This window comes from Ruegeria sp. CDSA021 (assembly GCF_059612325.1).
The window spans coordinates 52,277-76,188 of record NZ_JBXWQJ010000011.1; the positions used below are offsets into that span (position 1 = coordinate 52,277).

Consider the following 23,912-nt stretch of genomic DNA (forward strand, 5'->3'; position numbering starts at 1 on the left):
AATATCTGACCGGATATCAATCATGGCTGACCCCCAGATAGGCGTCGATGACTTCCTGATTGTTGCGCACCTCGTCGGGGGTGCCGTCACCGATCTTCTTGCCGTAATCCATCACGACCACCCGGTCGCTCAGATCCATCACCACACCCATGTCATGTTCGATAAGGGCGATGGTGGTGCCGAATTCGTCATTCACATCGAGGATAAAACGGCTCATGTCCTCTTTTTCTTCGACATTCATGCCCGCCATCGGTTCATCCAGCAGCAGCAGCTTGGGTTCTGCCGCCAAGGCGCGGGCCAGTTCGACGCGTTTTTTCAGGCCATATGGCAAGCGCGATACCGGCGTTTTGCGGATGTGCTGAATCTCAAGAAAGTCGATAACTTTCTCGACGGCCTCGCGGTTCTCTGTTTCTTCCGCCTCGGCCTTGCCTTTCCACAGCGCCTGCTGAAGCATGTTCGTCTTCATGAAACTCAACCGCCCGGTCATGACGTTGTCCAGCACGCTCATGCCTTCGAACAGAGCAATATTCTGGAACGTCCGCGCAATGCCCTGCTGCGCCACCTCAAAGGGCCGCATCTGAGGGCGCTTTGAACCGTGAAACCAGACCTCGCCCTCTTGCGGAACATAGAACCCCGAGATCACATTCAGCATCGAGGATTTGCCCGCCCCGTTCGGCCCGATGATGGCGCGGATTTCACCTTCACGAATGTCGAACGAGATATCCTTGATCGCCACCACCCCGCCAAAGCGCAGAGTGATGTTCTTCATCTCCATCACCACGCCGCCGATCTTGCGGCCGTCTTCGGTGACATATCCTTCGGAATTATCCAGCATCAGTTACTCCCTGACACAAAAAACAAGACGGCGGCGGGGCGATAACCGCAGGTCGCGGCGCTCATTCCGCCGCCACTTTGTGCTGTACAACCGCTACAACCGGCACGTCGACAATCTCGAGCGTCGCCGAAATCGACCCTTTGCGACCATCCTCATAGGTCACTTCGGTTGTCGTCGACACGCGTTCGGACCCGTCATAAAGCGCCGTGATGATGTCGTGGAACTTGTCCTCGACAAAGCCCCGACGCACCTTGCGGGTCCGGGTCATCTCACCATCATCGGCATCCAGTTCCTTGTGCAGAACCACAAAACGATGCACCTGGCAGCCCGACAGCATCTCGTCGGCCGCGACCGACTTGTTGACCTCTTCCACATGGTCACGAATCGTCTCTAACACTCGAGGATTTGCCGTCAGTTCCTGATAGGACGCATAGGCCACGTTGTTGCGCTCTGCCCAGTTTCCCACCGCCGTCAGGTCGATATTGATGAAAGCCACGCAGTGATCTTTGCCGTTGCCGAACAGAACGACCTCCAGAATATCCGGATAGAACTTCAGCTTATTCTCGACATATTTGGGCGCGAACATCGACCCGTCGGCCATTTTGCCCACATCCTTGGCGCGATCGATGATCCGCAGATGGCCCGAACTTTCTTCGATGAACCCGGCATCGCCCGTCGCAACCCAACCCTCAGAATCCTTGGTCGAGGCCGTCGAGGCCGGGTTATTGTAATATTCAACAAACACGCCCGGCGAGCGATAGTGGATCTCGCCCTTGTCATCGATCTTCAGCTCAACATCCGGCGCGGGGACGCCAACCGTATCGGCACGCACCTCACCATCGGGCTGTACTGTGATGAATACGGTTGCTTCAGTCTGACCATAAAGCTGCTTCAGGTTGATGCCCAATGAACGATAGAAATCAAAGATTTCCGGCCCAATTGCCTCACCCGCCGTATAACCCACGCGGAACCGGCCATAGCCGAGCGTATCCTTGAGCGGTCCGTAAACCAACAGATTGCCCAGCGCGTATTTCAACTTATCGCCAAGACCCACCGGCTTACCGTCCAGCAACAGACCTCCGACTTTCTTGGCATGCGCCATGAAGTGATGGAACATGCGCTGCTTCAGCTTGCTCGAATCCTCCATCCGGATCATCACATTGGTCAACTGGTTCTCAAACACGCGCGGCGGAGCGAAGAAATAGGTCGGCCCGATCTCGCGCAGGTCCGTCATCATCGTGTCGGCGCTTTCGGGGCAGTTCACGCAGAACCCGCACCAATAGGCCTGACCAATTGAGAATATGAAATCACCCACCCAGGCCATCGGCAGGTAAGAGAGGATATCTTCGCTTCGGGTCAGATGATCGAACTCGGCAGAATTCTTTGCGCTTTCGATGACGTTGCGGTTGGACAGCACGACACCCTTCGGCTTACCCGTGGTGCCCGAGGTATAGAGCATCACACAGGTGTCGTCATAAGTGATCGCAGCGATACGCTTGTCCAGTTCCGCATCGAACCGCGCGTGACCGGCGCTACCCTCGGCCATTATGTCTTCAAGCGCGTTCATTTGGCTGTGGTCGTACTTCCGCATCCCGCGCTTGTCGGTATACAGGATATGTTCGATCTGATGTACTTTTTCCTGAATTTCGATGACCTTGTCGACCTGCTCCTGATCACCGCAGACGACATATTTCGCGCCGCAATGTTCCATCACATAAGTCATCTCTTCGGCGACCGCGTCCTGATACAATGGCACCGGTACCGCACCCACCATCTGCGCTGCCACCATCGACCAGTAATGCGCCGGGCGGTTGCGGCCTATGACGGCGATATGGTCGCCCTTTGCAACGCCCAGCTCCAAAAATCCAAGCGCGATGGCGCGGATTTCCCTGGCGGCTTCTGCCCAGGTCCAGCATTGCCAGATCCCGAATTCTTTTTCCCGATAGGCCGGGGCATCCCCGAACTGGGTCACATTGCGGTGTAGCAGCGCCGGAAGAGACTGCATCCCTTCAGCGCCCGACTGCGTCTGAGCCAATCTTTTTCTCCTCCCCATCCGGTCCTCCTCAAGACCGGAAACGGCAAACCAGAGGTCGCCCCGGATGCCAGCGTCCCGATTAGGGACATTGCCACGATCAGCGTCAAGTTTTGCCTGATGTTTTCTCAATTCTTACGAATTGTAACAGGCATTGAAAGGTGAGATTTCTACAAGATGCGCTTGCCGTGCAATTGGACGAGCCTGCCAAGATCCGGGTTGAGCTTGACGCAAGCATCTGGATTCTTCGCGCAAAAAACGATTTAGGACGAAAGGCGCTGACACGAGATAGCACATAGGCCACGACCTGACTAAAGGCCGCTTCGGAACACTGCGCTGAAAACCCGATAGCGCGACAATCACTGCTTTTTTTGCCGAGGAAAGCTGGACAATGTCTGCTATCCGATCAATGAGAGGTGGCCCTCTAATTACTTCAGGACAGAAGAGTGGGACTAAGGCGATACTTCAGACGGCATTTTTGCCCTAATACGCGAACTCAGGTATACCACGCCGGTGCCGGACATCCGCTGTACAACTACATCTGCGAGTTCCCGGCCATGGAACTGATTCGCGACTTCGCCGAACCTGATCCAGAAGCAAGAGACGGGTTGATAACCAACTTCCTTGGCGTCAGGATCGAACCTCGCGTGATGCCCAGCATTCTGGAACCGTTGGCAGGCTCGGTAGAGGCGATCCCCGATCCGGGAAATTGGCATGCCGACATCGCGGAATGGGCGGCGGCACTTCTGTCTGTGAAAGAGGCGTCTGGCACTTATCGAATAATCGAGCTCGGCTGTGGTTGGGCATGCTGGTTGAACAACATGGGCTTCGTCGCGAAAAAAAGAGGCCTGAACGTTGATTTGATCGGTATTGAAGGTGACGGTTCTCATCTGGCGAATGCCGAGCGAACGTTTCAGCTGAACGGTTTCAATCCGGACGAATTCCGTCTCGTCAACGGAGTTGCCGCTAGCAAGGAAGGCATTGCGCTATTCCCCAAGTTTGAAAAGGCACATGAAAACTGGGGCGCAGAGCCGATTTTTTATCCGAACGAAGAGATTCTGGCCAAAGCCCGAGCCAAAGGCAACTATACCGAGCTGGATTGTTATACGCTCGAGAACCTCTCGAATGGCGAAGCTGTCGATTTGCTGCATATCGACATTCAGGGTTCGGAGTTGGACTTTGTGCGGAACAATTTCGATAGCATAGAAAAGCTTGTAAAACGCGTGTTTATCGGAACGCACTCTCGCTATCTTGAAGGCGCTTTGCAGGAGTTTTTCCTGTCGAAAGGATGGAAGCTCGAGATGGACCGCCCAGTTATTCATACGTTGATCCAAGGGCGTCCACAGATCGAAACGGATGGCGTATTGTTGTTCAAAAACCCGAACCACAACAAGCTGCCGTTGCGCTGAAAAGATTGCAGTCCGAGGCTGGCGGCTTTCACAATCGGCTTTTTTGGCAGCGCGAAAGTGCCTGGACATTCTTTGATCCACCCTTCTTGCCCACGCATTTGCAGCTTTTAAGGGTCATCCATTGACCATCCGCATTTTATCCCCTCGTCACTTGGTACAACGACAGCGGACGATGTAATAAAACCAAGTCGTGAACGCAGCGACCTCAGTAGAGGGAAAGAGGCACGATCAACGTCAAGTTTTGCCCGATGTTTTCTCAAGTCTCGCAAGTTGTATCAGGGTTGGTGAGAGACCTTTCTGTTTGGGCGTCGCGCCTTAAAGCAAACTTCATCCGCATCGGTGCAACCAGGGGTTTTAGCGTCACTCCCACCCGCCACGGTGCACATGCCGAGGCCAAGAGTAAACCATTTTGAAATCCACCCAACTGGGCGTACCCTGTTTGGTGAAGTTCGACTTATTGCCCGAAAGGTTTGGTAGATTTTTGAAAGGCGGAACGAATGTCAATCCAAGAGATCGGAAGAGAATTCTTAGAGGCCTGCGATACAGGTAAGGGCTGGGACGGGTGCAAGGACTTCTGTCACGAGGGGGCTACATTTTCGGCTCAAGCCGACGCGCTGGCTGACGTTACTACCTTGGAAGGCTACGCTGACTGGATGAAGGGACTGTTAACACCTATTCCGGATGGGCATTACGAACTCAAATCCTTTTCGACAGATGATGAGCGCGGAATTGTAAACGCGTTCGCCGTTTTCCATGGAACCCATTCGGTTGATGGACCCGTGCCGGCCACTGGGAAAAAGCTGGCTGCCGATTACGTTTACGCGATCGAGTTCGACGGCGACAAGATCAGGCATATGACCAAGATCTGGAACGACGCTTACTCTTTGAAACAACTAGGCTGGGCCTAAAGCTCAAAGACTGAAAACTGTTCGGCTATGGCCGCTTCGATATTTGCAACCGTCGCCCAATCAGATCACTGATCAGGTCACTGAAGTGCCCGCCTTGTCACACGCCTACAACCAATCCCTTAGGATCGGAATCAACGGCACGTCCGCCGCAGGCATCGGGTAGTTGCGCAGATCATTCGCGCGCACCCATTTCAGCGCCTGTCCCTCCTTCGACTGCGGAATTCCGTCCCACTTGCGACAGGCGAATAACGGCATCAGCAAGTGGAAGTCCTCATAGCTGTGGCTGGCGAAGGTCAACGGTGCGAGGCACGAGGCCCAGGTGTCGATGCCCAGTTCCTCGTGCAATTCGCGGATCAGGGCAGCTTCGGGCGTTTCGCCGGGTTCGATCTTGCCGCCGGGGAACTCCCAGAGACCCGCCATGGATTTGCCCTCGGGACGTTGAGCCAGCAGGACGCGGCCCTCGATGTCGATCAGGGCAACAGCAGACACTAATACTGTCTTCATGAACGGTAATCCGCGTTAATCTCAATGTAGCCATGAGTCAGGTCGCAAGTCCAAACTGTGGAACGCCCGTCGCCCAGACCCAGATCAACCGAGATCACCAGATTCTGACCCTTCATATAAGCGGCCGCTGCTTCCTCGCGGTAATCGGGGCTGACCCAACCCTTTTCAGCCACCAGAATTTCCCCAAAGGAAATGCTCAGCAGATCACGGTCCGCCGCCGCACCGGATTTGCCAATGGCCATGACCACGCGGCCCCAGTTGGGGTCTTCACCCGCAATGGCGGTTTTGACCAGCGGAGAGTTGGCAATCGCCAGTCCGTGGGTCTTGGCGTCGGCATCCGAGGCGGCTCCGGTCACGCGGATTTCCACGAATTTCGTTGCCCCTTCCCCGTCGCGCACCACTTGCTGGGCAAGATCCAGCATCACCGTTTCCAAAGCCTCGGCAAACGCTGCGTTGCCAGAGGCGTCCACGCCCGACGCGCCAGTTGCGCACAGCAGCAGACTGTCCGAGGTCGAGGTGTCACTGTCCACAGTGATGCAGTTAAAGGTACGGTCGGTTTGAGCGCCCAGCATCGATTGCAGCGCCGATTGCTCGACCTGTGCGTCGGTGAAGATATAGACCAGCATGGTCGCCATGTCCGGGGCGATCATGCCGGATCCCTTCGCAATCCCTGCAATAGAGACTGTTTTTCCATCAATCTCGACCTGTGCGCTGGCCCCCTTCGGGAACGTGTCGGTGGTCATGATAGCACGTGCGGCGTCTTCTATGGCGTGGCGGCTGAGCCCGGATTTCAAGACCTCAAGCTGTGAGACGATGCGGTCGTGCGGCAGCGGTTCACCGATCACGCCGGTGGATGAGGTAAAGACTCGTTCGACTGGAACGCCGGTTGCCTTCGAGACGGCCTGCGTCACTTCGGCCACCGATGTTTGACCATAATGCCCGGTAAAAGCATTGGCGTTGCCCGAGTTCACCAGGATCGCCGCAGGCCCATCACTGGACCCGCCGATTTTCTCCTGGCAGTCCAGCACCGGCGCGGCCCGTGTGGCTGAACGTGTAAAGACCCCGGCGACAGACGTGCCCGGATCAAGAACGGCCAGCATGACATCGGTGCGGCCCTGATAGCGCACGCCCGCTTCGACGGTGCCAAAACGCACACCGTCAATCGCAGGCAGTTCAGGGAAGGACACAGGCGCCAGCGGCGAAACCTTTGTGATCGTGGCCACGGGTCTTTACTCCTGAATCAGGTCCAGTTGGCGCATGACCTCGGGGCCTGCGCCGTCCAGCGCGGGGCGTTCGATCTGCGCCTGCTGCGTCAGTTCGTCGATCCGCGCCTGAATGGCGTCCTGCTGGATGGTTTGGGCCAGCTCATTTCGCACGGCATCCAGCTCGGGCGCTTCGGTCTTACGCTTGTCGTTCAGTTTGACCAGATGCCAACCAAACTGGGTCTGGACCGGATCCGAAACCTGCCCTTTTTCCAACGCGATCACTGCGCCTTCAAATTCGGGCACCATCTGGCCTTTTCCGAACCATCCCAATGCACCGCCATTGGGGCCGGACGGGCCGGTCGAGTTTTCACGTGCGAGCTCGGCAAAATCGGCACCGTCATCAAGCTGTGCCTTGAGCGCTTTGGCTTTTTCTTCTGTCTCAACCAGAATATGGCTGGCGTCGAATTCGTCTTCGCCCGCAAATTCATTGAACTGCGCGTCATAAGCAGTCTGAATGGCCTCGTCCGTGACGACGGTTTCGGTCAGGGCTGCGACCGTCTGAACCGCCTGAAGCGACCGTTTTTCGTTGTCGAGTGTCAACGCGTTCTGTTTGTTCAGACCATCTTGTTGCTGTCCCAGCAATTGCTGCTGGATCAGTTGTTCCAACACGAAATCGAACAGTACGTCATCTTCGGCCTGCTGGTATTGCGCCGGCAGAACGGCAACGGTCGCAATCACGTGACCGAGTGTGATTTCATCACCATTCACGCGCGCCACAACCGTGGACGCATCGGGCTGGGTTTCGGCGGCCAGCGGCAGTGCCATCATGGCAGTCAGAGCCAGCGATGGCAGAAAAGTGAGGCCTTTGGGCATTGAATCATCCTATTTCCTTGCCGCGACAGGGCGCGGCGTTGACACTCTGGAACCTGCCGCTTACATCGCTTTGAAGCCTTGGACAGGGCCGCCTTTCACCCCCCGTATCTATGGGTTGCGCGCAAGGTGGGCAAGCCTGTCGCAACCACGATAAGAACAGATCCGCTGGAGTGAACATGCTGGGACTCGGAACGCTCGCCAAAAAGGTGTTCGGAACACCGAACGACCGCAAGATCAAGGCGACCCGCCCGCTGGTCGAAAAGATCAATGCGCTGGAACCCAAGTTCGAGAAACTGTCGGATCAGGGTCTGATCGACAAGACCGAAGAACTACGCAAACGGGCGCTGGATGGCGAAAGCCTGGATGATCTGCTGCCGGAAGCCTTCGCCAACGTACGTGAGGGCGCCAAACGTGCATTGGGTCTGCGTGCCTTTGATGTGCAGTTGATGGGCGGGGCTTTCCTGCATCAGGGCAATATCTCGGAAATGAAAACCGGTGAGGGCAAGACGCTGGTCGCGACCCTCCCTGCCTATCTGAACGCTCTGACCGGCAAGGGCGTGCATATCGTCACGGTGAACGAATACCTGGCCAAGCGCGACTCGGAATGGATGGGCAAGGTGTTTGCCTCCGTGGGCATGACCACCGGCGTGATCTGGTCGGGTCAGCCCGATAACGAGAAGATGGCCGCCTATAAATGCGACATCACCTATGCCACCAACAATGAACTGGGCTTCGATTATCTGCGCGACAACATGAAAGCAGATCTAGAGCAGGTATATCAGAAACACCACAACTTTGCGATTGTGGACGAGGTCGACTCGATTCTGGTCGACGAGGCACGGACACCGCTGATTATCTCGGGTCCTGCCCAGGACCGTTCGGATCTGTATACGGCCATTGATGCGCTGATTCCTTCGTTGAATGAAGATCACTTTGCTCTGGATGAAAAGGCGCGTAACGTGACCTTCACCGATGAAGGCAACGAGTTTCTGGAACAACTGTTGCTGGAAGGTGGGCTGATCCCAGAGGGGCATTCGTTGTACGACCCGGAAAGCACCACGGTCGTGCACCACGTGAACCAGGGTCTGCGCGCGCACAAACTGTTCCAGCGCGACAAAGACTACATCGTGCGCGACGGAAATGTGGTGCTGATCGATGAATTCACTGGCCGCATGATGCCGGGCCGCCGCCTGTCGGAAGGTCTGCATCAGGCGATTGAAGCCAAGGAAAACGTTCAAATCCAACCGGAAAACGTGACGCTGGCCAGCGTGACCTTCCAAAATTATTTCCGCCTGTATGACAAACTTGGCGGCATGACCGGCACCGCGCTGACCGAAGCCGAAGAATTTCAGGAAATTTATGGTCTGGGCGTGGTCGAGGTTCCAACCAACAAGCCGATTGCCCGTATCGACAAGGATGATCAGGTCTATCGCACCGCCCTTGAAAAATACGGCGCGATGATCTCCGAAACCCAAAAGGCGCAAGAAACAGGCCAACCGGTTTTGCTGGGCACTACTTCGATCGAGAAATCGGAACTGCTGAGCCAGATGCTGACCAAGGAGAAGATCGAGCACAACGTTCTGAACGCCCGCCAGCACGAGCAGGAAGCCCAGATCGTTGCCGATGCAGGCCGTCTGGGTGCTGTGACGATTGCCACCAACATGGCCGGTCGCGGCACCGATATTCAGCTGGGCGGCAATGTCGAGATGAAGGTGCTGAAGGCGTTGGAAGAAAACCCCGAAGCCGACCCGTCCGAACTGCGCGCGGCGGAAGAGGCACGCCATGCCGAGGAAAAGGAAAAGGTTCTGGCTGCTGGTGGTCTGTATGTGATGGCCTCGGAACGCCACGAAAGCCGCCGCATCGACAACCAGCTGCGGGGCCGTTCGGGCCGTCAGGGTGACCCCGGCCGAACTGTGTTCTACCTGAGCCTGGAAGACGACCTGATGCGCATCTTTGGCTCGGAGCGCCTGGACAAGGTGCTGACGACGCTGGGCATGAAAGAGGGCGAGGCAATTGTACACCCCTGGGTGAACAAGTCGCTGGAACGGGCGCAATCCAAGGTCGAAGGCCGCAACTTCGACATGCGAAAGAACGTTTTGAAATTCGACGACGTGATGAACGACCAGCGTAAGGTGGTGTTCAGCCAGCGGCGTGAGATCATGTCGGCCGATGACCTGTCCGAAATCGTATCGGATATGCGCGAACAAGTGATCGACGACCTGATCGACGAATATATGCCGCCGAAATCCTATGCTGATCAATGGGATACAGACGGGCTGCATGAGGCGATCAAGGACAAGCTGACCATCGACGCCCCGGTTCAAGACTGGGCCGCGGAGGAAGGGGTGGATGACGAGCAGGTCCGCGAACGTCTGGTCAAGGCCGCCGACGAGATGATGGCGCAAAAGGCTGTGGCCTTCGGCCCCGAGAATATGCGCAACATCGAAAAGCAGGTTCTGCTTCAAACCATCGACAGCAAATGGCGTGAGCATCTTCTAACGCTGGAACATCTCCGCTCTGTCGTGGGTTTCCGCGGATATGCCCAGCGCGATCCGCTGAACGAATACAAGAACGAAAGCTTTCAGCTGTTCGAAGGGATGCTGGATTCCTTGCGCGAAACCGTGACGCAGCAATTGTCTCGTGTGCGACCTCTGACCGAGGAAGAACAGAAAGAGATGATGGCGCAGATGGCAGCACAACAGGCGCAGACGCAACAGGCAGTCGATCAGGCCACCGAACAGGCCGAAGCAAAAGCCGAAGCTGCGGCATCAGGCGACGCACTTCCTGGGTTTGACGAAAACGATCCGTCAACCTGGGGCAACCCATCGCGCAACGACCCTTGCCCCTGCGGAACAGGTAAGAAGTTCAAGCACTGCCATGGCAGATTGACCTGACGTAAACATCTTCTGATCACAATGAGTCCGCCTCGCGGCCACAAATTGGCCGCGATTCGAGGCGAAGGTACAAGCTGCTCCTTCAACTGGGGAGGGTGTCTTGTTTGTAGTTCGCAACTACGTGACCATGTGTGGCACGGTCGCCTGTGCGTTGGGCATAGGCTTCTTGATGCAAAACGGCCCAACTGCGCAGCACAACCGTGCGCAGGCGGGTGTAGATGTGGCTTCGGCCGCGCAGCAGTCCTCGGTTCTGTCCGGGCTGGAAGACATCGTTTTGACCTCGGCCACACCCTCAGACACACCCTCAGACGCTGTTCCTGGCAATACCGCTCCGGTTTCTCGCGCGGCCCCTTCAGCTCCCGGGACGTCGGATTGCAATATCAGCGCCCGCGCTATCGCCGTTCCCGGCGCAATGGCTCGTCTGTCGCTCAAAGCGCCGTGCAAAACCGAAGAACGTGTTGAAATCCATCACAGCGGCTTGACTGTCAGCAAGATGACCGACGCGTCCGGCGCGTTGCAAATAACGATCCCGGCCTTGTCGGAATATGCGATTTTCCTGATTTCGTTCGAAGATGAAACCGGCTCTGTCGCCACCACTCACGTGACTGACATTGCCAAATACAATCGTGTGGCTCTGCAATGGCAAGGCGAGACCGAGTTGCAAATACACGCATTAGAGTTTGGCGCCAGCTATGGCGGCAATGGCCATGTATGGGATGACGCATCGGCCAACGGCGCTGGAGATGTCCTGCGACTGGGTCAGACCGGTCACGAAAGGGCACAGAATATCGAAGTGTATTCTTTCCCTGCAGGCGCATCGGATCAGTCCGGCACAATCGACCTGACGGTCGAGGCCGAAGTGACAGAAGCAAATTGTGGGCACACGCTGAACGTGCAAGCCCTGGAGCTGCTGTCAGACCGCCGCTTGCGGTCTCGCGACATGTCGCTGACCCTGCCCGATTGTTCACGGGCCGGTGAGTTTCTGGTGTTGAATAATTTGCTCTCAGACCTGACAATTGCGACAAAGTAATCCGCAGGCAGGTTCGACTCTCTTATGACAATTTTCCGTGTAGCGGCAGCTGCGCTGATTTCATTCGCAACCGGCGCTGTGGCGCAGGATATCACCCTGACGTCGCATGACGGCAAGGTCGAAGTGACCGGCAATCTATTGGGTTTTGACGGCGAGTTTTACCGCGTTGAAACTCAGTTTGGCGCTCTGACGGTGGATGGGTCTGGCGTCACCTGCGACGGTCCCGCCTGTCCGAACCTGACGGATTTTGTGGCCGAGCTTTGGTTTTCCGGCTCATCGGTCATGGCCGAAACAGTTTTGCCCGCTTTGATCATCGGGTTCGCGCAGCAGGAAAACCTGACTGCAACCCCCGCCCGCGTGGATTCGGACAGTTTCGTCTATGAGCTCAGACAGGCCAACCGTTCCGCACCGCTGGCACGGTTTTATTTTAACGTCGGCACAACAGCGCGTGGGTTCAGTGACTTTATCGCGGATCAGACAGATATCGTGATGGCCCAGCGTGAAGTGCGCGAGGCAGAACGAGAAGAGGCCGAGGCCGCAGGTCTGGGCGATCTGAAACGGTCGCGACGGTCGCGGGTTATCGCCTTGGACGCCATGGTCCCGGTGGTGGCCCCGGACAGCATGATACAGCAGATTTCGATGGCGGATTTGATACGCGTTCTGTCCGGTGATGTGACCAACTGGGTGGATTTAGGGGGGCCGGACGCTCCGATCGCCTTGCATGTCCCGGAAACGGGCTCTGGGCTTGCACAGGCGGTCGAGGATCAGGTTCTGAGAACCGCGGGTGCCGAATTATCCAAGGCGGCAATTCCTCATAGCCGAACGCGCGATATGATTGACGCTGTGGCAAAAGACCCCTTTTCCATCGGGATCGCCAGCAAGGCTGTGGCCGATGTTACCCGCACCCTGCCGTTGACCGGAGGCTGCGGGCATCCGCTTGCCGCAACCCGACAATCGATCAAGACCGAGGATTATCCTCTGACCCAGCCGATGTTCCTTTATCTGCCGGACCGGCGTCTGCCACGGATTGCGCGGCAGTTTCTGGCGTATTCCCAAAGCCCTGGGGCGCAGATGGCGATACGGGGCGCAGGTTATATCGACCAATCGCCCGAAACTCTGCCAGTTGGCGTACAGGGCGACAGGCTTGCCAATGCCATCGTCACAGGGGGGGCCGAGGTTGGGCTGGAAGAGTTGCAGCGCATGATCGACACGCTGCGCCCATTGTCGCGTCTGTCCTTGTCTGTTCGGTTCGAGCCCGGATCCTCACGCCCTGATGCGCAATCCCGCTCGAACATTCAGCACCTGGCTCAGATGCTTGAAACCGGATCATTGAAAGCGCGCAAGCTGGTGTTTGCCGGCTTCAGCGACGGTGACGGCGGCGCCGCTGCAAATGCACGCATCGCCTTGCGGCGCGCGCAAACCGTGCGAAATGCAGTGCTGGCGGCTGTGGAGTCGTCATTGCCCGAAGGTATCGAGGTATCTGCCGAAGGCTTTGGTGAGGCGATGCCGATGGCCTGTGATGACACCGAATGGGGTCGCAAGGTCAACCGTCGGGTCGAAATCTGGGTTCAGTAGAGGTTACAAATACCCTTCCGACCGAAAGCTCAGCTCGGTCGATTTGCCGATGATCAGGTGATCGTGCAGGGTTAGCCCCAAGGCCGAACAAGCATCCTGAATACGGTTGGTCATATCGATGTCCGACTGCGAGGGCGTCGGGTCACCCGAAGGGTGGTTATGGACCAATATCAAGGCCGAGGCATTCAGCTCCAGCGCCCGTTTCGCCACCTCGCGCGGATAGACTGGCACGTGATCGACAGTGCCTTTGGCCTGTTCTTCATCGGCGATCAGAACGTTCTTTCGGTCCAGATAAAACACCCGGAACTGCTCGGTTTCGCGATGGGCCATAGTAGTGTGACAATAATCCAGCAGCGCATCCCAACCCGAGATCACATGCCGCTGCATCACCCGAGCGCGCGCCATCCGATGGGCGCAAGCTTCAAGAATCTTCAGATCCGTGATCACCGAATCGCCCACGCCTTTGGTCTGCCGCAACCGTTCTTCCGGTGCGGTCAACACGCGGTTGAAATCCCCAAAGGCATCCAGCAAAGCACGTGCCAGCGGCTTTACGTCTTGCCGGGGGATGGAGCGAAACAGCACCAATTCCAGCAACTCATAATCCGGCATCGCCGCCGACCCGCCCGCCATGAAGCGTTCGCGCAGCCGCTTGCGATGGTCTTTAATGTAGGAGGGTAACCGACCAGAGGGCAGCGGCTGCGCCGGCGCTTCGTCCGTGTCAAACAGCATGGGGGCTTCGGCAAAGGCGTCCTGTGTCATGGGTTCATCTTGACGCAGAATCGGTTTCTGATTGGTTAACGCGCCTCCCTCGCCATGTGCGCGGTGGCGCGGCGGACGATCATGTGCAGAAGGATCGAGAACACACCCAGCGTCAGCATCGCCGCAAACATCAGGTCGGTCTTGGCGCGGCCATTGGCCAGCAGCATCAAATAACCCAGCCCTTGCGACGAGCCGACCCATTCACCAATCACCGCCCCGATCGGCGCATACACTGCCGCCAAACGCATACCCGAAGCCAACGATGGTAGGGCCGCCGGAATACGAATGTGCCACAGCACTGACCGTTTGCTGGCCTGCATGGTGCGTGCCAGATCCAGATAGCCCGGCGGTGTTCGCATCAACCCGTCAAAAAAGGACGACGTGATTGGGAAATAGATGATCAGCACCGCCATCGCGACCTTGGACCACAGGCCATAGCCCAGCCACAGGGTCAGCAACGGTGCCAGCGCAAAGACCGGCAGCGCCTGTGTGAACACCAGCATGGGTTGCACCAGAACTCGCGCGGCGCGCGAATTCGCCAATTGCAGTGCTGTGATGACGCCCAGCACCGTTCCGAAGGCCAAGCCTATGACAACTTCAACTGCGGTGATCCACGCATGCTCGGCGATCAACCACCTGTTTTGCCACCAGGTTTCGGCCACTAAGGCGGGTCCAGGCAGGATGAACTTTGGCAACCCGGTCAGGGTCACAATCCCCTGCCAGATGACCAGTGCAAACAGGGTGGCTGCCAGTGCGGACAGGTACTTCATGCTGCACCCTCCCGCAGAAGTCGTAGCAAAGCACCCTGAGTTTCCAGTGTCTCCAAATCATCCACGCTGCGCGGGGCCGGGGCATGCGGCGGTTCACAATGGGTCAGGCCATGTTCTGTCATGACAACAATGGATTGCCCCAAGCGCGCAGCTTCACCGGGGTCATGCGTGACCAATAGAACGGTCCGTCCGGCCAGCGCCTCGGCGGCCAGATCCTGCATATCGGCGCGAGTACGGGCGTCGAGCGCCGAAAATGGCTCATCCAACAGCACGATGGGCCGATCTTCCATCAGCGTGCGGGCCAGCGCGACGCGCTGCCTTTGTCCCCCCGACAACTCGGACGGTTTCTTGGTCATATGATCCTGCAGGCGCATCCGTTTGATCAGGCGGTCGCGCCGATCCAGATCGGGCTTTTCGCCCCGCAGCCGCGCACCAAGTGAAATGTTCTGCGCCACCGTTGCCCAGGGCAGCAGAAGGTCATCCTGCGCCATATAGGCCACCCGATCCGAGACCAACAGACCATCGCTGGCCATGATCTTGCCCGAGAATGTAGCCCCGGTCTCAAGCCCGGCGATCAGCCGCAAAACGGTGGTTTTTCCAACGCCCGATCCGCCCAGCAAACAGGTCCACGCCCCCGCCCCAAGGGACAGGGTCAGCGGCGCAAACAAAGTCGCGCCGTCGATTGTGGCTGATCCGCTGATTGTCAGATCGGGCGCAAGGGTCATGGGGTCAGGCCCATTTGCCAGAAGTTGCCTTCCAACTCAGTTGCTGTGCGGAAGGTCTTACAGATGCGATCCCAACGAGGAGAAGCCTCGAAATCCGCCCCAATTCGCCTTGTTAGAGCCGAATCCAACAACTCTCCAACCGCTTTACAAGCGCCTTGATAATCCTCACCAGCATAAGTGTTGATCCAGTCACGATAAGCTTCGGAGCTCGCTTCGGACGCTAGTCGCGCACCGATCTCACCATAACCCATGACGCAAGGCACCAGCGCTGCCAGAAGGTCCAGCAAATCACCACTGTATCCTGCTTCAAGGACAAAGCGGGTATAGGCGAGGTTCTCTTGTCTTTCGGGGGTCGCAAACAGCTCGGCCTGCGAAATACCTTCGGCTTCGCAAACACCGATATGCAGCTTCATCTCTTCGCTGATCAGGCCATTCACAGTACGTGACGCAGCCAACATCTCTTCGTGCGTTTCAGATTTCACCACTGCCAGTGCCCAAGCACGAGAGAAGTGGATCAGGAAAACGTAATCCTGACGCAGATAGTGAAGAAACGCCTCGCGCGGAAGCGTACCGTCTTTCATCCCCTCGACAAAAGCGTGGCGGGTATAGTCCCGCCACGGCTCTTGCGCTGCGTCACGCATCAGCGCGAAGGCTTTGCCATAATCGTTCATTGCGCGGTCACATCGATGGAGATGTCGCTGACCGGAAGGATGCCGTCGATCATGCCGCTTTCGTTCAGGAACGCTTCGAACCGGGCATACCGACCGGCATCAAAACCTGCCGGGCGCAGCGCAAAACGTGGCAGCGTGTCGACCCAGGCACGGGCGTTCAGCTCATCCCGCAGCTCAGGCGAGGTGGCCGAGAAGATCTCCCAGCTTTTTTCTGGATTATTGACGATGTATTGGGTCGCCTTTTCGGTCGCAGCAAGAAAACGGGCGATCTTGTTTGCATCCATCGTTTCGGGGTTGGCGACGTAGATCAGCTCGTCATAAGACGGCACGCCTTCTTCCTCGATATAGAAGCAAGTGCCGGGACGACCTTCGATATCCATCTGGTTCAGTTCAAAATTGCGATAAGCCCCGATCACCGCGTCTACCTGACCAGTCATTAGCGACGGCGAGAGCGAGAAGTTGACGTTGATCAGCTCAACATCGTCCAGAGCAACGTCATATTTGCCAAGAACGGTGCCAAGGATGGCTTCTTCGACACCGGCAACCGAGAAGCCGATTTTCTTGCCCTTGAGGTCTGCGGGCGACTTGATCGGACCATCTTCCAACACCAGAAGGCAGTTCAGCGGTGTCGCGACCAGTGTGCCAACGCGTTTCAGGGGAAGGCCTTCGTGGATTTGCAGGTGCAGCTGCGGCTGATACGACACGGCCAGTTCCGCCTGACCGGCAGCCACCAGACGGGGCGGGGCGGACGGATCCGCGGGTGGGACAATCTCGACTTCAAGCCCCTGCTCGGCAAAATAGCCGTTTTCTTGCGCCACGATGATGGGTCCGTGGTCAGGGTTGATAAACCAATCCAGCAGGACGGTCATCTTGTCTTCGGCCCAAGCTGGCGCTGCAGCTAGAAGGGCAATGGTTGTCATCAGCTTTTTCATGTCTTGCGTTTCCTTTTCACTCACGAGGTTGAGGCCGCGACGAGGACGATCTCGCCTGGCCAATCCGGTTGTATCTGTTCGGCTGCGCGCCACGACCGCAGGCCCGTAGCGCAGCACAGCGCTAATCTTTTCCCTTTGTTAGGGCCTATGCTTTGCAAATTTTCCGGCGACATACGGATGGCATCTGGATGTGCTGGAACTGGTGCTTCTTCGATATCGCGCAGTTCCACGATCTGGTCGGTATCCGTCAGTTGATTGGCAGACAGGAACCGAAAGCATGTATTCGGCTCGGGTGCATCGTCAAAGCGGAACCCGGTGCTGCGCAGGGTACGCGCATCGTATTGCACCATCTGCCCCAAGGGTGATGGCTCCAATCCAAGAATCAGGTTGAACACCATTTGCGCCTGCATCGATCCGATCACGCCAACCACAGGACCCAGAACGCCCGCTGTGGCGCAGCTAGCCCCGCTGTCCGGCGCATCCGGGAACACAGCGCGCAGGGACGGGGCCCTGCCGCAGAAACCACCGACATAGCCCGAAAGTCCCAAAACCGAGGCGCTGATCAACGGTTTGCCTTGTGCCAGGCACGTGTCGGACAAGATATAGCTGGCCGCGTAGCTATCCGCGCAATCCAGAATGACGTCAGCCTGCGCGACCAGTGAGGCCGCGTTTTCGCTGGTGAGTTTCTGATGCAGCGCAGCAATCTCCACCTCGGCATTCAACGCGCGGCATCGGTCAGCGGCGCGCGCTGCCTTCGGGTGCCCGCAATCTGCCTCGGAAAACAGTGTTTGGCGGTGCAGATTCGACAGATCGACCGTGTCACCATCGATAATCGTGATCCGCCCCACTCCGGCCCCTGTCAAATGCGGCAGGACCGGTGCGGCCAACCCGCCCGCGCCCACCACCAAAACTCGGGCGGCAGACAGGCGGCCTTGCCCTTCGGCTCCGACTTCGGGAAGAAGCGTCTGACGGGCGTATCGACTCATCTTGTGGCCTCGATCCATGCACGCACCCGCCCTTCGGGGTCAGCGTTCAGGGTAATGTCCGTGACGGCCGAGACAATATCGGCCCCGGCCTCCAACACACCTGCTGCACGTTCGACACTCATGCCACCGATGCCAACCAGAGGAATGTCACCAACCCGTGCCTTCCATTCGGTCACGCGGGGCAGGCCCTGCTGATGCCATTTCATCTTTTTCAGGATGGTTGGGTAGACCGGTCCCAGCGCCACGTAATCGGGATCCATGGCCAGCACACGCTCAAGCTCATCATCATCATGGGTGGAAACGCCCAGCTTTAGACCCGCTTTTTGGATGGCTTTCAGGTCGGCATCGTCCAGATCCTCCTGCCCCAGGTGAATCCAATCGCAACTCAAATCGATGGCGTCCTGCCAGTAGTCGTTGATCACCAAAACCGCCCCATAGGCGCGGCTGAGATCACGCGAGGCCGCTATCTGGTCACGCACCTTTTGATCTGGTTGATCCTTGACGCGCAGCTGAACCAGTTTGACCCCCAGCGGCAACATCCGGCGCAGCCAGTCCGAGTGATCAAAGATTGGATAAAAACGATCCAGCGTCATGACAGGAATGCCTTTCCAACAACAGGGGTCGAGGGTTCGGCCATATCGCGCGCCTCGATCGGGTCTGCCTGATGGGCCAACTGCCCGGCCAGCGTCGCCTGCGCCATCGCGTTGGCCATTAGAACGGGATCTCCGGCGCGGGCCACAGCTGTGTTCAGCAGCACGGCGTCATAGCCCAGCTCCATCGCGTGGGCCGCATGGCTGGGCAGGCCGATACCGGCATCCACCACCAGTGGAACATCCGGAAACTCGGCCCGCATTGCACGCAGGGCATATTCGTTATTCAGACCACGCCCGGACCCAATGGGCGCGCCCCAGGGCATCAACACCTCGCACCCCGCTTCCAGCAAGCGTTCGCCCACGATCAGATCGTCGGTGGTGTAGGGGAACACCTGAAACCCGTCTTCTGTCAGGGTACGGGCGGCTTCGACCAACTGGAACACATCTGGTTGCAAACTGTCCGTGTGTCCGATCAGTTCCAATTTGATCCACGCCGTTTCGAAAACTTCGCGGGCCATATGGGCGGTGGTCACAGCCTCTTTTATCGTGTGACAGCCAGCCGTGTTTGGCAGGATCAAGACGCCCAGTTCCCGGACCATCTGCCAAAAGGTCTGCCCGGCACCGGATTCGCGGCGCAAGGATACGGTTGCGACCCCAGCGCCACTTTCGCGAAAGGCCCGTTCCAGAATGGCGGGACTAGGATATTGGGCCGTGCCCAGCATCAAAGGGTTTGACAGTTCCGTGCCGTAAAAGGTTTTCATCCTCACCCCCCCTGCATCGGCGCAACGACTTCGACCCGGTCGCCGTTGGTCAGTTTGTGCGCAATGCGCAGGCTGGACGGCACGAAGTCTTCGTTCACTGCAGTAGCGAAACGGCCTGTGAACCCGCATTCGTCCAGCAGCTCGGCCAAATTTTGGGCGCGCACGTCGCGCGTCTCGCCGTTAAGCACGATCTTCATCGACCATCTCCGTATGTGTGTTGTCCAGCGCCAGATCCGCCACGCCCTGCGCCAACGCTGGGGCCAGAAGGTAGCCGTGCCGATAGAGTCCATTGGCATAGATTGTCCGGCCCAAGCGACGGATGCGGGGCAAATTGTCGGGAAAGGCAGGGCGCAGATCGACGCCGATTTCCAATACTTCAGCCTCACCAAAGGCCGGGTTCAGGGCATAGGCCGCGCTGAGCAATTCCAGCATGGACCGGGCCGTGATGCGACTGCTGTCTTCGCTTTCGATCATGGTCGCGCCTAGCATGTAGACACCATCGCCCCGCGGCACGACGTAAAGCGGCATCCGGGGGTGCAATAGACGCACAGGACGCGTCAGTGTCACGTCGGGGCAGCGCACAACCAACATTTCACCCTTCACGCCCCGCAAATCATGAAGGTATTCGCGTGCGTGCAGACCGCGACAGTCGATTGCATTCTCAAGCTGCGCAGGGGCCAGTTTTCGGTGGAACTCCACCCCTTGCTCTTTCAACCCCCGGTACAGGTCCTGCAATGCCTGACGGGGATCAAGATGGGCTTCCCGATCAAAGAACAGACCCTTCCCAAATCCATGAAGATCAGGCTCTAATTCGGTAATTTTTGCCCGATCTACATCTGTAAACGCTTCAGTCCGGCGCGCGAACCTGCGCAAGTCTGAAAGGTCTCGGGCATTGGCGACAACCAGAGTACCGCGCCGCTGCACCTTTGTGCGGCTGGCCCACCAACCGATGGCCTGCTGACCCAGTCTCAGCACCGGCTCTTCAGCGTTTTCGTATTCGCACCAGGGGGCCAGCATTCCCCCGGCCCACCATGAACAACCATGGGGGCCGGGCAAGCCGCCGGGATCAAACACCTGCACCTTCGCGCCGCGCGATATCAGTTCGCTGGCGACGGCCAGACCGGCAACCCCGGCTCCTATGACAGACCAAAGCGTCACTTGGGCCAGACCTGATGGAAATGATGAACCGGACCATGCCCGGAACCCACGTTTAACTCATCCGCCCGCGTAATGGCGCCTTGCAAATATTCATGCGCTTGCGCAGACGCATCCTTCAAAGGCAGACCCTTGGCCAAACCCGCCGTGATCGAGGATGACAAAGTACAACCCGTGCCATGCGTGTTTTTGGTATTCCGGCGCGGGGCCCGAAACTCTGCCACGATACCCGTCGGATCGATCAGCAGATCATGACACACCTCGCCTGCGCCGTGGCCGCCTTTCATCAACACCGCGCGCGCACCCAAAGCGCAAAGGGCCTGCCCCTGCGCGGCCATCTCATCCGGAGTTTCAGCCTCTTGTGCATCCAACAGGCGGGCGGCTTCGGGCAGATTTGGCGTCAAAACCGCCGCCATAGGCAACAACACATCGCGCAATGTCTGAATTGCTTCTTGCGCCAGCAAGGCGTCACCTGACTTGGCGATCATTACCGGGTCCAAAACAACGGGTCCCTGAAAATCAGCCAACCCGTTGGCAACTGTTTGAATGATCTCTGGTGTCGCCAGCATACCGACCTTGACGGCTTTGACATCCAAATCGCTGAGCACCGCATAAATTTGCGCCTCGATCACATCCAAAGGAATGCCGTGCACCGCTGTGACGGCCTGCGTGTTCTGTGCTGTGACGACCGTGATCACGCTTGCGCCAAAGACACCAAGCGCTGACATGGCCTTCAGATCGGCCTGTATCCCGGCGCCGCCGCCGCTGTCAGATCCCGCTATGGTCAAGGCAATTGCAGCCATGTCGTCGCTCCATCTTCTTAGGGCAACGATGCAGGAAAACTGTCTGTATTCATAAGACCGTTCCCTACGCCGGAATTGCCCGGATCAGGTTCGATGGGTTAGCGCAGCCGCGCCTCTCAGCCCTTCAGAAAGGGCACCCCAACGGTTGAAGCGGACAATCTCAGCCACTGACGCCGAACGCAAGAGCCAATTGGACATTATTGGTCAGCAAACTGGCTATATCGCTGGGCAGGATTTATGGTCTGAATACCCGAACCGCAGGCACGAAAACGAAAGAAGCGCGGCACCCCGACCGGGAAACCGCGCCTCATGATCTGTATTGATGAAATTAGACGCGTGTTGACGTCTGGTGCAAGTCGATCAGCTTTTACCTTTCCAAGGTACCAGAACACGTTCAGCCCAGCGCATCAGCATGTCGATACCGAACCCTATGACACCGATCAGGATGATGCCCATAATCACGATGTCGGTGTTCTGGAATTTCGAGGCAACCATGATCATCATGCCGGCCCCTTTTTCAGCGGCGACCAGTTCAGCAGCCACAACCGTACCCCAGCACACGCCCATGGCAACCCGCGCACCGGTGAAGATTTCTGGCAACGAATTGGGGATGATCACATGGCGCATCACCTGCCACTTTGACGCCCCAAGGGAATACGCCGCGTGTACCTTCGAGATGTTCACGCCGGACACACCAGAACGGGCTGCGATCGCCATGATCCAGAGCGCCGCCAGGAACAGCAGGATGATCTTGCCACCCTCACCGATCCCCGCCCAGATAATCACCAGCGGGATCAGAGCCAATGGCGGAACCGGGCGCATGAATTCGACGATCGGGTCGAACCACCCACGGAACCAGTTGGACAGACCCATGGCATAGCCCAAGGGAATGCCCACAAGCGATCCCAACAGGAAGCCCACGATCACGCGGAACAGCGAATAGCCCAGATGCTCCCAAAGGGTGAAGTTCCGGAAGCCTTCGCTGGCAATTTCGCCCAACCGTTCGAAAACGTTTTCCGGTGCTGGCAGCCAGATCGGCTCCATCTGCCAGCCTTTGTCCGGGTCAATGTTGAGCGTGCCACGCTGCGACATGACCACACGGCCGAAATCGGTGTTCACAACACCACCCGGCTGAATCGGCTGGCCATTCACGGCAACAATCTTGGCCCCTTCGTCGCGACCGATCTCATCATTTCGGTCAAGACGGGCCAATTTGCTGCGATAGGCCTGCACCACGACCACGTCGTCCTTGGCAAAGCCATCGCCGGGCGCGACTTCGGGTTCGTCCACCGGTGCATCCGCAGGGTGCACGATCACCGTCACTGTGGCGTCATCGGTCTGCCCATCTGCCGTTTCAACCGTGTAAGTGAACGAGTCCTCTCCGACGTAAGGCCCGGGCGCGTGCAAGAAGGACGGCAACAAGACCGACCCGGTGAACGCACCCCAAAGCACGATGATGGCGACGATCGAGATAATTGACGCCTTACGATCCGAGACAACGGCGCTTTCATCGCCAAAAGTAACCGTTTTAAGAGACGTGAAATCATGGCGGTCTGTGCCGGCTGTCACCAGTTTGACCACGAAGAAGGCACCGATAAAAATCGCGATATAGATCAGAATGGGAATCATTGCGCTGCCTCCGTCCGACCCATGATTTCTTCTTCCATGTCCCAGATCATGCCCAGGATCTCTTCGCGGTTGATGGCAAATTCAGGGTGTTTTTTAACTTCTCGCAGGTCCTGGTCGACACCCATATCCGCAAAGGGCAGACGATATTCCTTGTGAATGCGCCCCGGTCTGGGGGCCATCACCAGCAAACGCTCGCCCAGCAGCAGCGCTTCTTCCACTGAGTGGGTGATCAGGATGATGGTCTTGCCAGTCTCTTTCCACAGTTTCAAAACCAGAGACTGCATTTTTTCACGGGTCAGCGCATCCAGCGCGCCCAGCGGTTCGTCCATCAGGATGACATCCGGGTCATTGGCCAGACACCGCGCCAGCGCCACGCGCTGCTGCATCCCGCCAGACAATTCGTAGATCGCCTTTTCCTTGAAGTCCTGAAGGCCCACGACCTCGAGCAGATGGTCGACCTCGGCAGCGTATTGCGCTTCCTTCTGGCCCTTCATTCGAGGACCAAAGCTTACGTTGTCCCGCACGCTCATCCATTCGAACAAGGCGCCCTTCTGAAACACCATACCGCGTTCGGCATCAGGGCCGGTGACCGTGTGGCCGTTCAACACGATCTGCCCTTCGGTCGGGGCCAGAAAACCCGCGACAATGTTCAGCAATGTGGTCTTGCCGCAACCCGAGGGGCCCAGCACGCTTAGCAACTCGCCTTCGTTCAGATGCAACGTGACGTCTTTCAACGCCTGCACCGCCGTTCCGTTGGGCAAGTCAAAACGCATGGAGATTTTTTCGATGGATAAACCTGTCATATCCCTCTCTCTATAGATGAGGGCGCCGCCACACGCAGGCAGCACGCCCGATTGCCGGGG

Annotated in this window: 23 protein-coding genes and 1 riboswitch; of the genes, 5 read left to right on the forward strand and 18 right to left on the reverse strand. The window is 57.6% G+C overall.

The genetic code is table 11. The features are described 5' to 3' along the window. Nucleotides 1-16: 16 nt before the first annotated feature. Nucleotides 17-835: an ABC transporter ATP-binding protein gene (locus tag AC2FLD_RS15130; protein WP_050604581.1), complete on the reverse strand. Its 819-nt coding sequence runs from the start codon at nt 833-835 to the stop codon at nt 17-19. A 61-nt stretch (nt 836-896) separates the two neighbouring features. Then, complete coding sequence (locus AC2FLD_RS15135; protein ID WP_496670280.1) at nt 897-2,840, reverse strand: AMP-binding protein; 1,944 nt, start codon at nt 2,838-2,840, stop codon at nt 897-899. Nucleotides 2,841-3,424: 584 nt separating this feature from the next. Here AC2FLD_RS15135 and AC2FLD_RS15140 point away from each other — a divergent pair. Both AC2FLD_RS15140 and AC2FLD_RS15145 read left to right on the forward strand, forming a co-directional pair. Further along, on the forward strand, nt 3,425-4,276 hold the full coding sequence (locus tag AC2FLD_RS15140) for a class I SAM-dependent methyltransferase (protein WP_496670164.1): 852 nt from the start codon (nt 3,425-3,427) through the stop codon (nt 4,274-4,276). A gap of 497 nt (nt 4,277-4,773) precedes the next feature. Next, nucleotides 4,774-5,184 carry a nuclear transport factor 2 family protein gene (locus AC2FLD_RS15145; protein WP_496670165.1) on the forward strand — a complete coding sequence of 137 codons (411 nt, stop codon included), beginning with the start codon at nt 4,774-4,776 and terminating at the stop codon, nt 5,182-5,184. A gap of 105 nt (nt 5,185-5,289) precedes the next feature. On the opposite strand, the gene mutT is transcribed toward AC2FLD_RS15145, so the two are convergent. Genes mutT through AC2FLD_RS15160 form a run of 3 tightly spaced genes read right to left on the reverse strand, consistent with a single transcriptional unit; the run spans nt 5,290 to nt 7,766 of the window. Beyond that, entirely contained in the window at nt 5,290-5,688 is a 399-nt protein-coding gene (mutT, locus tag AC2FLD_RS15150) for an 8-oxo-dGTP diphosphatase MutT (protein WP_496670166.1), read from the reverse strand. Beyond that, entirely contained in the window at nt 5,685-6,911 is a 1,227-nt protein-coding gene (gene argJ, locus AC2FLD_RS15155) for a bifunctional glutamate N-acetyltransferase/amino-acid acetyltransferase ArgJ (RefSeq protein WP_496670167.1), read from the reverse strand. Before argJ ends, mutT begins: the two co-directional genes overlap by 4 nt. Before the next feature lie 6 nt (nt 6,912-6,917). Further along, nucleotides 6,918-7,766: a peptidylprolyl isomerase gene (locus AC2FLD_RS15160; RefSeq protein WP_496670168.1), complete on the reverse strand. Its 849-nt coding sequence runs from the start codon at nt 7,764-7,766 to the stop codon at nt 6,918-6,920. A gap of 176 nt (nt 7,767-7,942) precedes the next feature. Here AC2FLD_RS15160 and secA point away from each other — a divergent pair, with 176 nt between their 5' ends. The 3 genes from secA (at nt 7,943) to AC2FLD_RS15175 (ending at nt 13,265) form a co-directional block, all read left to right on the forward strand. Then, nucleotides 7,943-10,660, forward strand: coding sequence for a preprotein translocase subunit SecA (gene secA, locus AC2FLD_RS15165; protein ID WP_496670169.1), 2,718 nt, complete (start codon nt 7,943-7,945; stop codon nt 10,658-10,660). Nucleotides 10,661-10,760: 100 nt separating this feature from the next. Further along, nucleotides 10,761-11,690 (forward strand): hypothetical protein, encoded by a 930-nt coding sequence (locus tag AC2FLD_RS15170; protein WP_496670170.1) that lies wholly within the window; start codon nt 10,761-10,763, stop codon nt 11,688-11,690. Nucleotides 11,691-11,714: 24 nt separating this feature from the next. Beyond that, the gene (locus AC2FLD_RS15175; RefSeq protein WP_496670171.1) at nt 11,715-13,265 is read left to right on the forward strand and encodes a phosphate ABC transporter substrate-binding/OmpA family protein; all 1,551 of its coding nucleotides are present in this window, start codon (nt 11,715-11,717) and stop codon (nt 13,263-13,265) included. Nucleotides 13,266-13,268: 3 nt separating this feature from the next. On the opposite strand, the gene radC is transcribed toward AC2FLD_RS15175, so the two are convergent. The 13 genes from radC to AC2FLD_RS15240 form a co-directional block, all read right to left on the reverse strand. Next, the gene (gene radC, locus AC2FLD_RS15180; RefSeq protein WP_496670172.1) at nt 13,269-14,024 is read right to left on the reverse strand and encodes a RadC family protein; all 756 of its coding nucleotides are present in this window, start codon (nt 14,022-14,024) and stop codon (nt 13,269-13,271) included. Nucleotides 14,025-14,059: 35 nt separating this feature from the next. Beyond that, entirely contained in the window at nt 14,060-14,794 is a 735-nt protein-coding gene (locus AC2FLD_RS15185) for an ABC transporter permease (protein ID WP_496670173.1), read from the reverse strand. Next, a complete protein-coding gene (locus AC2FLD_RS15190) occupies nt 14,791-15,519 on the reverse strand; it encodes an ABC transporter ATP-binding protein (RefSeq protein ID WP_496670174.1) in 729 nt (242 codons plus the stop codon). Before AC2FLD_RS15190 ends, AC2FLD_RS15185 begins: the two co-directional genes overlap by 4 nt. Then, complete coding sequence (gene tenA / locus AC2FLD_RS15195) at nt 15,516-16,190, reverse strand: thiaminase II (RefSeq protein WP_496670175.1); 675 nt, start codon at nt 16,188-16,190, stop codon at nt 15,516-15,518. The genes AC2FLD_RS15190 and tenA overlap by 4 nt, the downstream gene beginning before the upstream one ends. Next, a complete protein-coding gene (locus AC2FLD_RS15200) occupies nt 16,187-17,122 on the reverse strand; it encodes an ABC transporter substrate-binding protein (RefSeq protein ID WP_496670176.1) in 936 nt (311 codons plus the stop codon). Before AC2FLD_RS15200 ends, tenA begins: the two co-directional genes overlap by 4 nt. Nucleotides 17,123-17,142: 20 nt before the next feature. Beyond that, a complete protein-coding gene (locus tag AC2FLD_RS15205) occupies nt 17,143-18,108 on the reverse strand; it encodes a HesA/MoeB/ThiF family protein (RefSeq protein ID WP_496670177.1) in 966 nt (321 codons plus the stop codon). Continuing rightward, nucleotides 18,105-18,701: a thiamine phosphate synthase gene (locus AC2FLD_RS15210; RefSeq protein ID WP_496670178.1), complete on the reverse strand. Its 597-nt coding sequence runs from the start codon at nt 18,699-18,701 to the stop codon at nt 18,105-18,107. The genes AC2FLD_RS15205 and AC2FLD_RS15210 overlap by 4 nt, the downstream gene beginning before the upstream one ends. Then, a complete protein-coding gene (locus tag AC2FLD_RS15215) occupies nt 18,698-19,462 on the reverse strand; it encodes a thiazole synthase (RefSeq protein ID WP_496670179.1) in 765 nt (254 codons plus the stop codon). Before AC2FLD_RS15215 ends, AC2FLD_RS15210 begins: the two co-directional genes overlap by 4 nt. 2 nt (nt 19,463-19,464) lie before the next feature. Beyond that, nucleotides 19,465-19,659, reverse strand: coding sequence for a sulfur carrier protein ThiS (gene thiS, locus AC2FLD_RS15220; protein WP_496670180.1), 195 nt, complete (start codon nt 19,657-19,659; stop codon nt 19,465-19,467). Further along, nucleotides 19,643-20,620 carry an FAD-dependent oxidoreductase gene (locus AC2FLD_RS15225; RefSeq protein ID WP_496670181.1) on the reverse strand — a complete coding sequence of 326 codons (978 nt, stop codon included), beginning with the start codon at nt 20,618-20,620 and terminating at the stop codon, nt 19,643-19,645. Before AC2FLD_RS15225 ends, thiS begins: the two co-directional genes overlap by 17 nt. Beyond that, nucleotides 20,617-21,420 (reverse strand): bifunctional hydroxymethylpyrimidine kinase/phosphomethylpyrimidine kinase, encoded by an 804-nt coding sequence (gene thiD / locus AC2FLD_RS15230; RefSeq protein WP_496670182.1) that lies wholly within the window; start codon nt 21,418-21,420, stop codon nt 20,617-20,619. The genes AC2FLD_RS15225 and thiD overlap by 4 nt, the downstream gene beginning before the upstream one ends. A 44-nt stretch (nt 21,421-21,464) precedes the next feature. Further along, nucleotides 21,465-21,571, reverse strand: a riboswitch (TPP riboswitch). 209 nt (nt 21,572-21,780) lie between these two features. Further along, a complete protein-coding gene (locus tag AC2FLD_RS15235) occupies nt 21,781-23,049 on the reverse strand; it encodes an ABC transporter permease subunit (protein WP_050604600.1) in 1,269 nt (422 codons plus the stop codon). After that, nucleotides 23,046-23,852 carry a taurine ABC transporter ATP-binding protein gene (locus tag AC2FLD_RS15240; RefSeq protein ID WP_050604601.1) on the reverse strand — a complete coding sequence of 269 codons (807 nt, stop codon included), beginning with the start codon at nt 23,850-23,852 and terminating at the stop codon, nt 23,046-23,048. The genes AC2FLD_RS15235 and AC2FLD_RS15240 overlap by 4 nt, the downstream gene beginning before the upstream one ends. Nucleotides 23,853-23,912 lie beyond the last annotated feature (60 nt).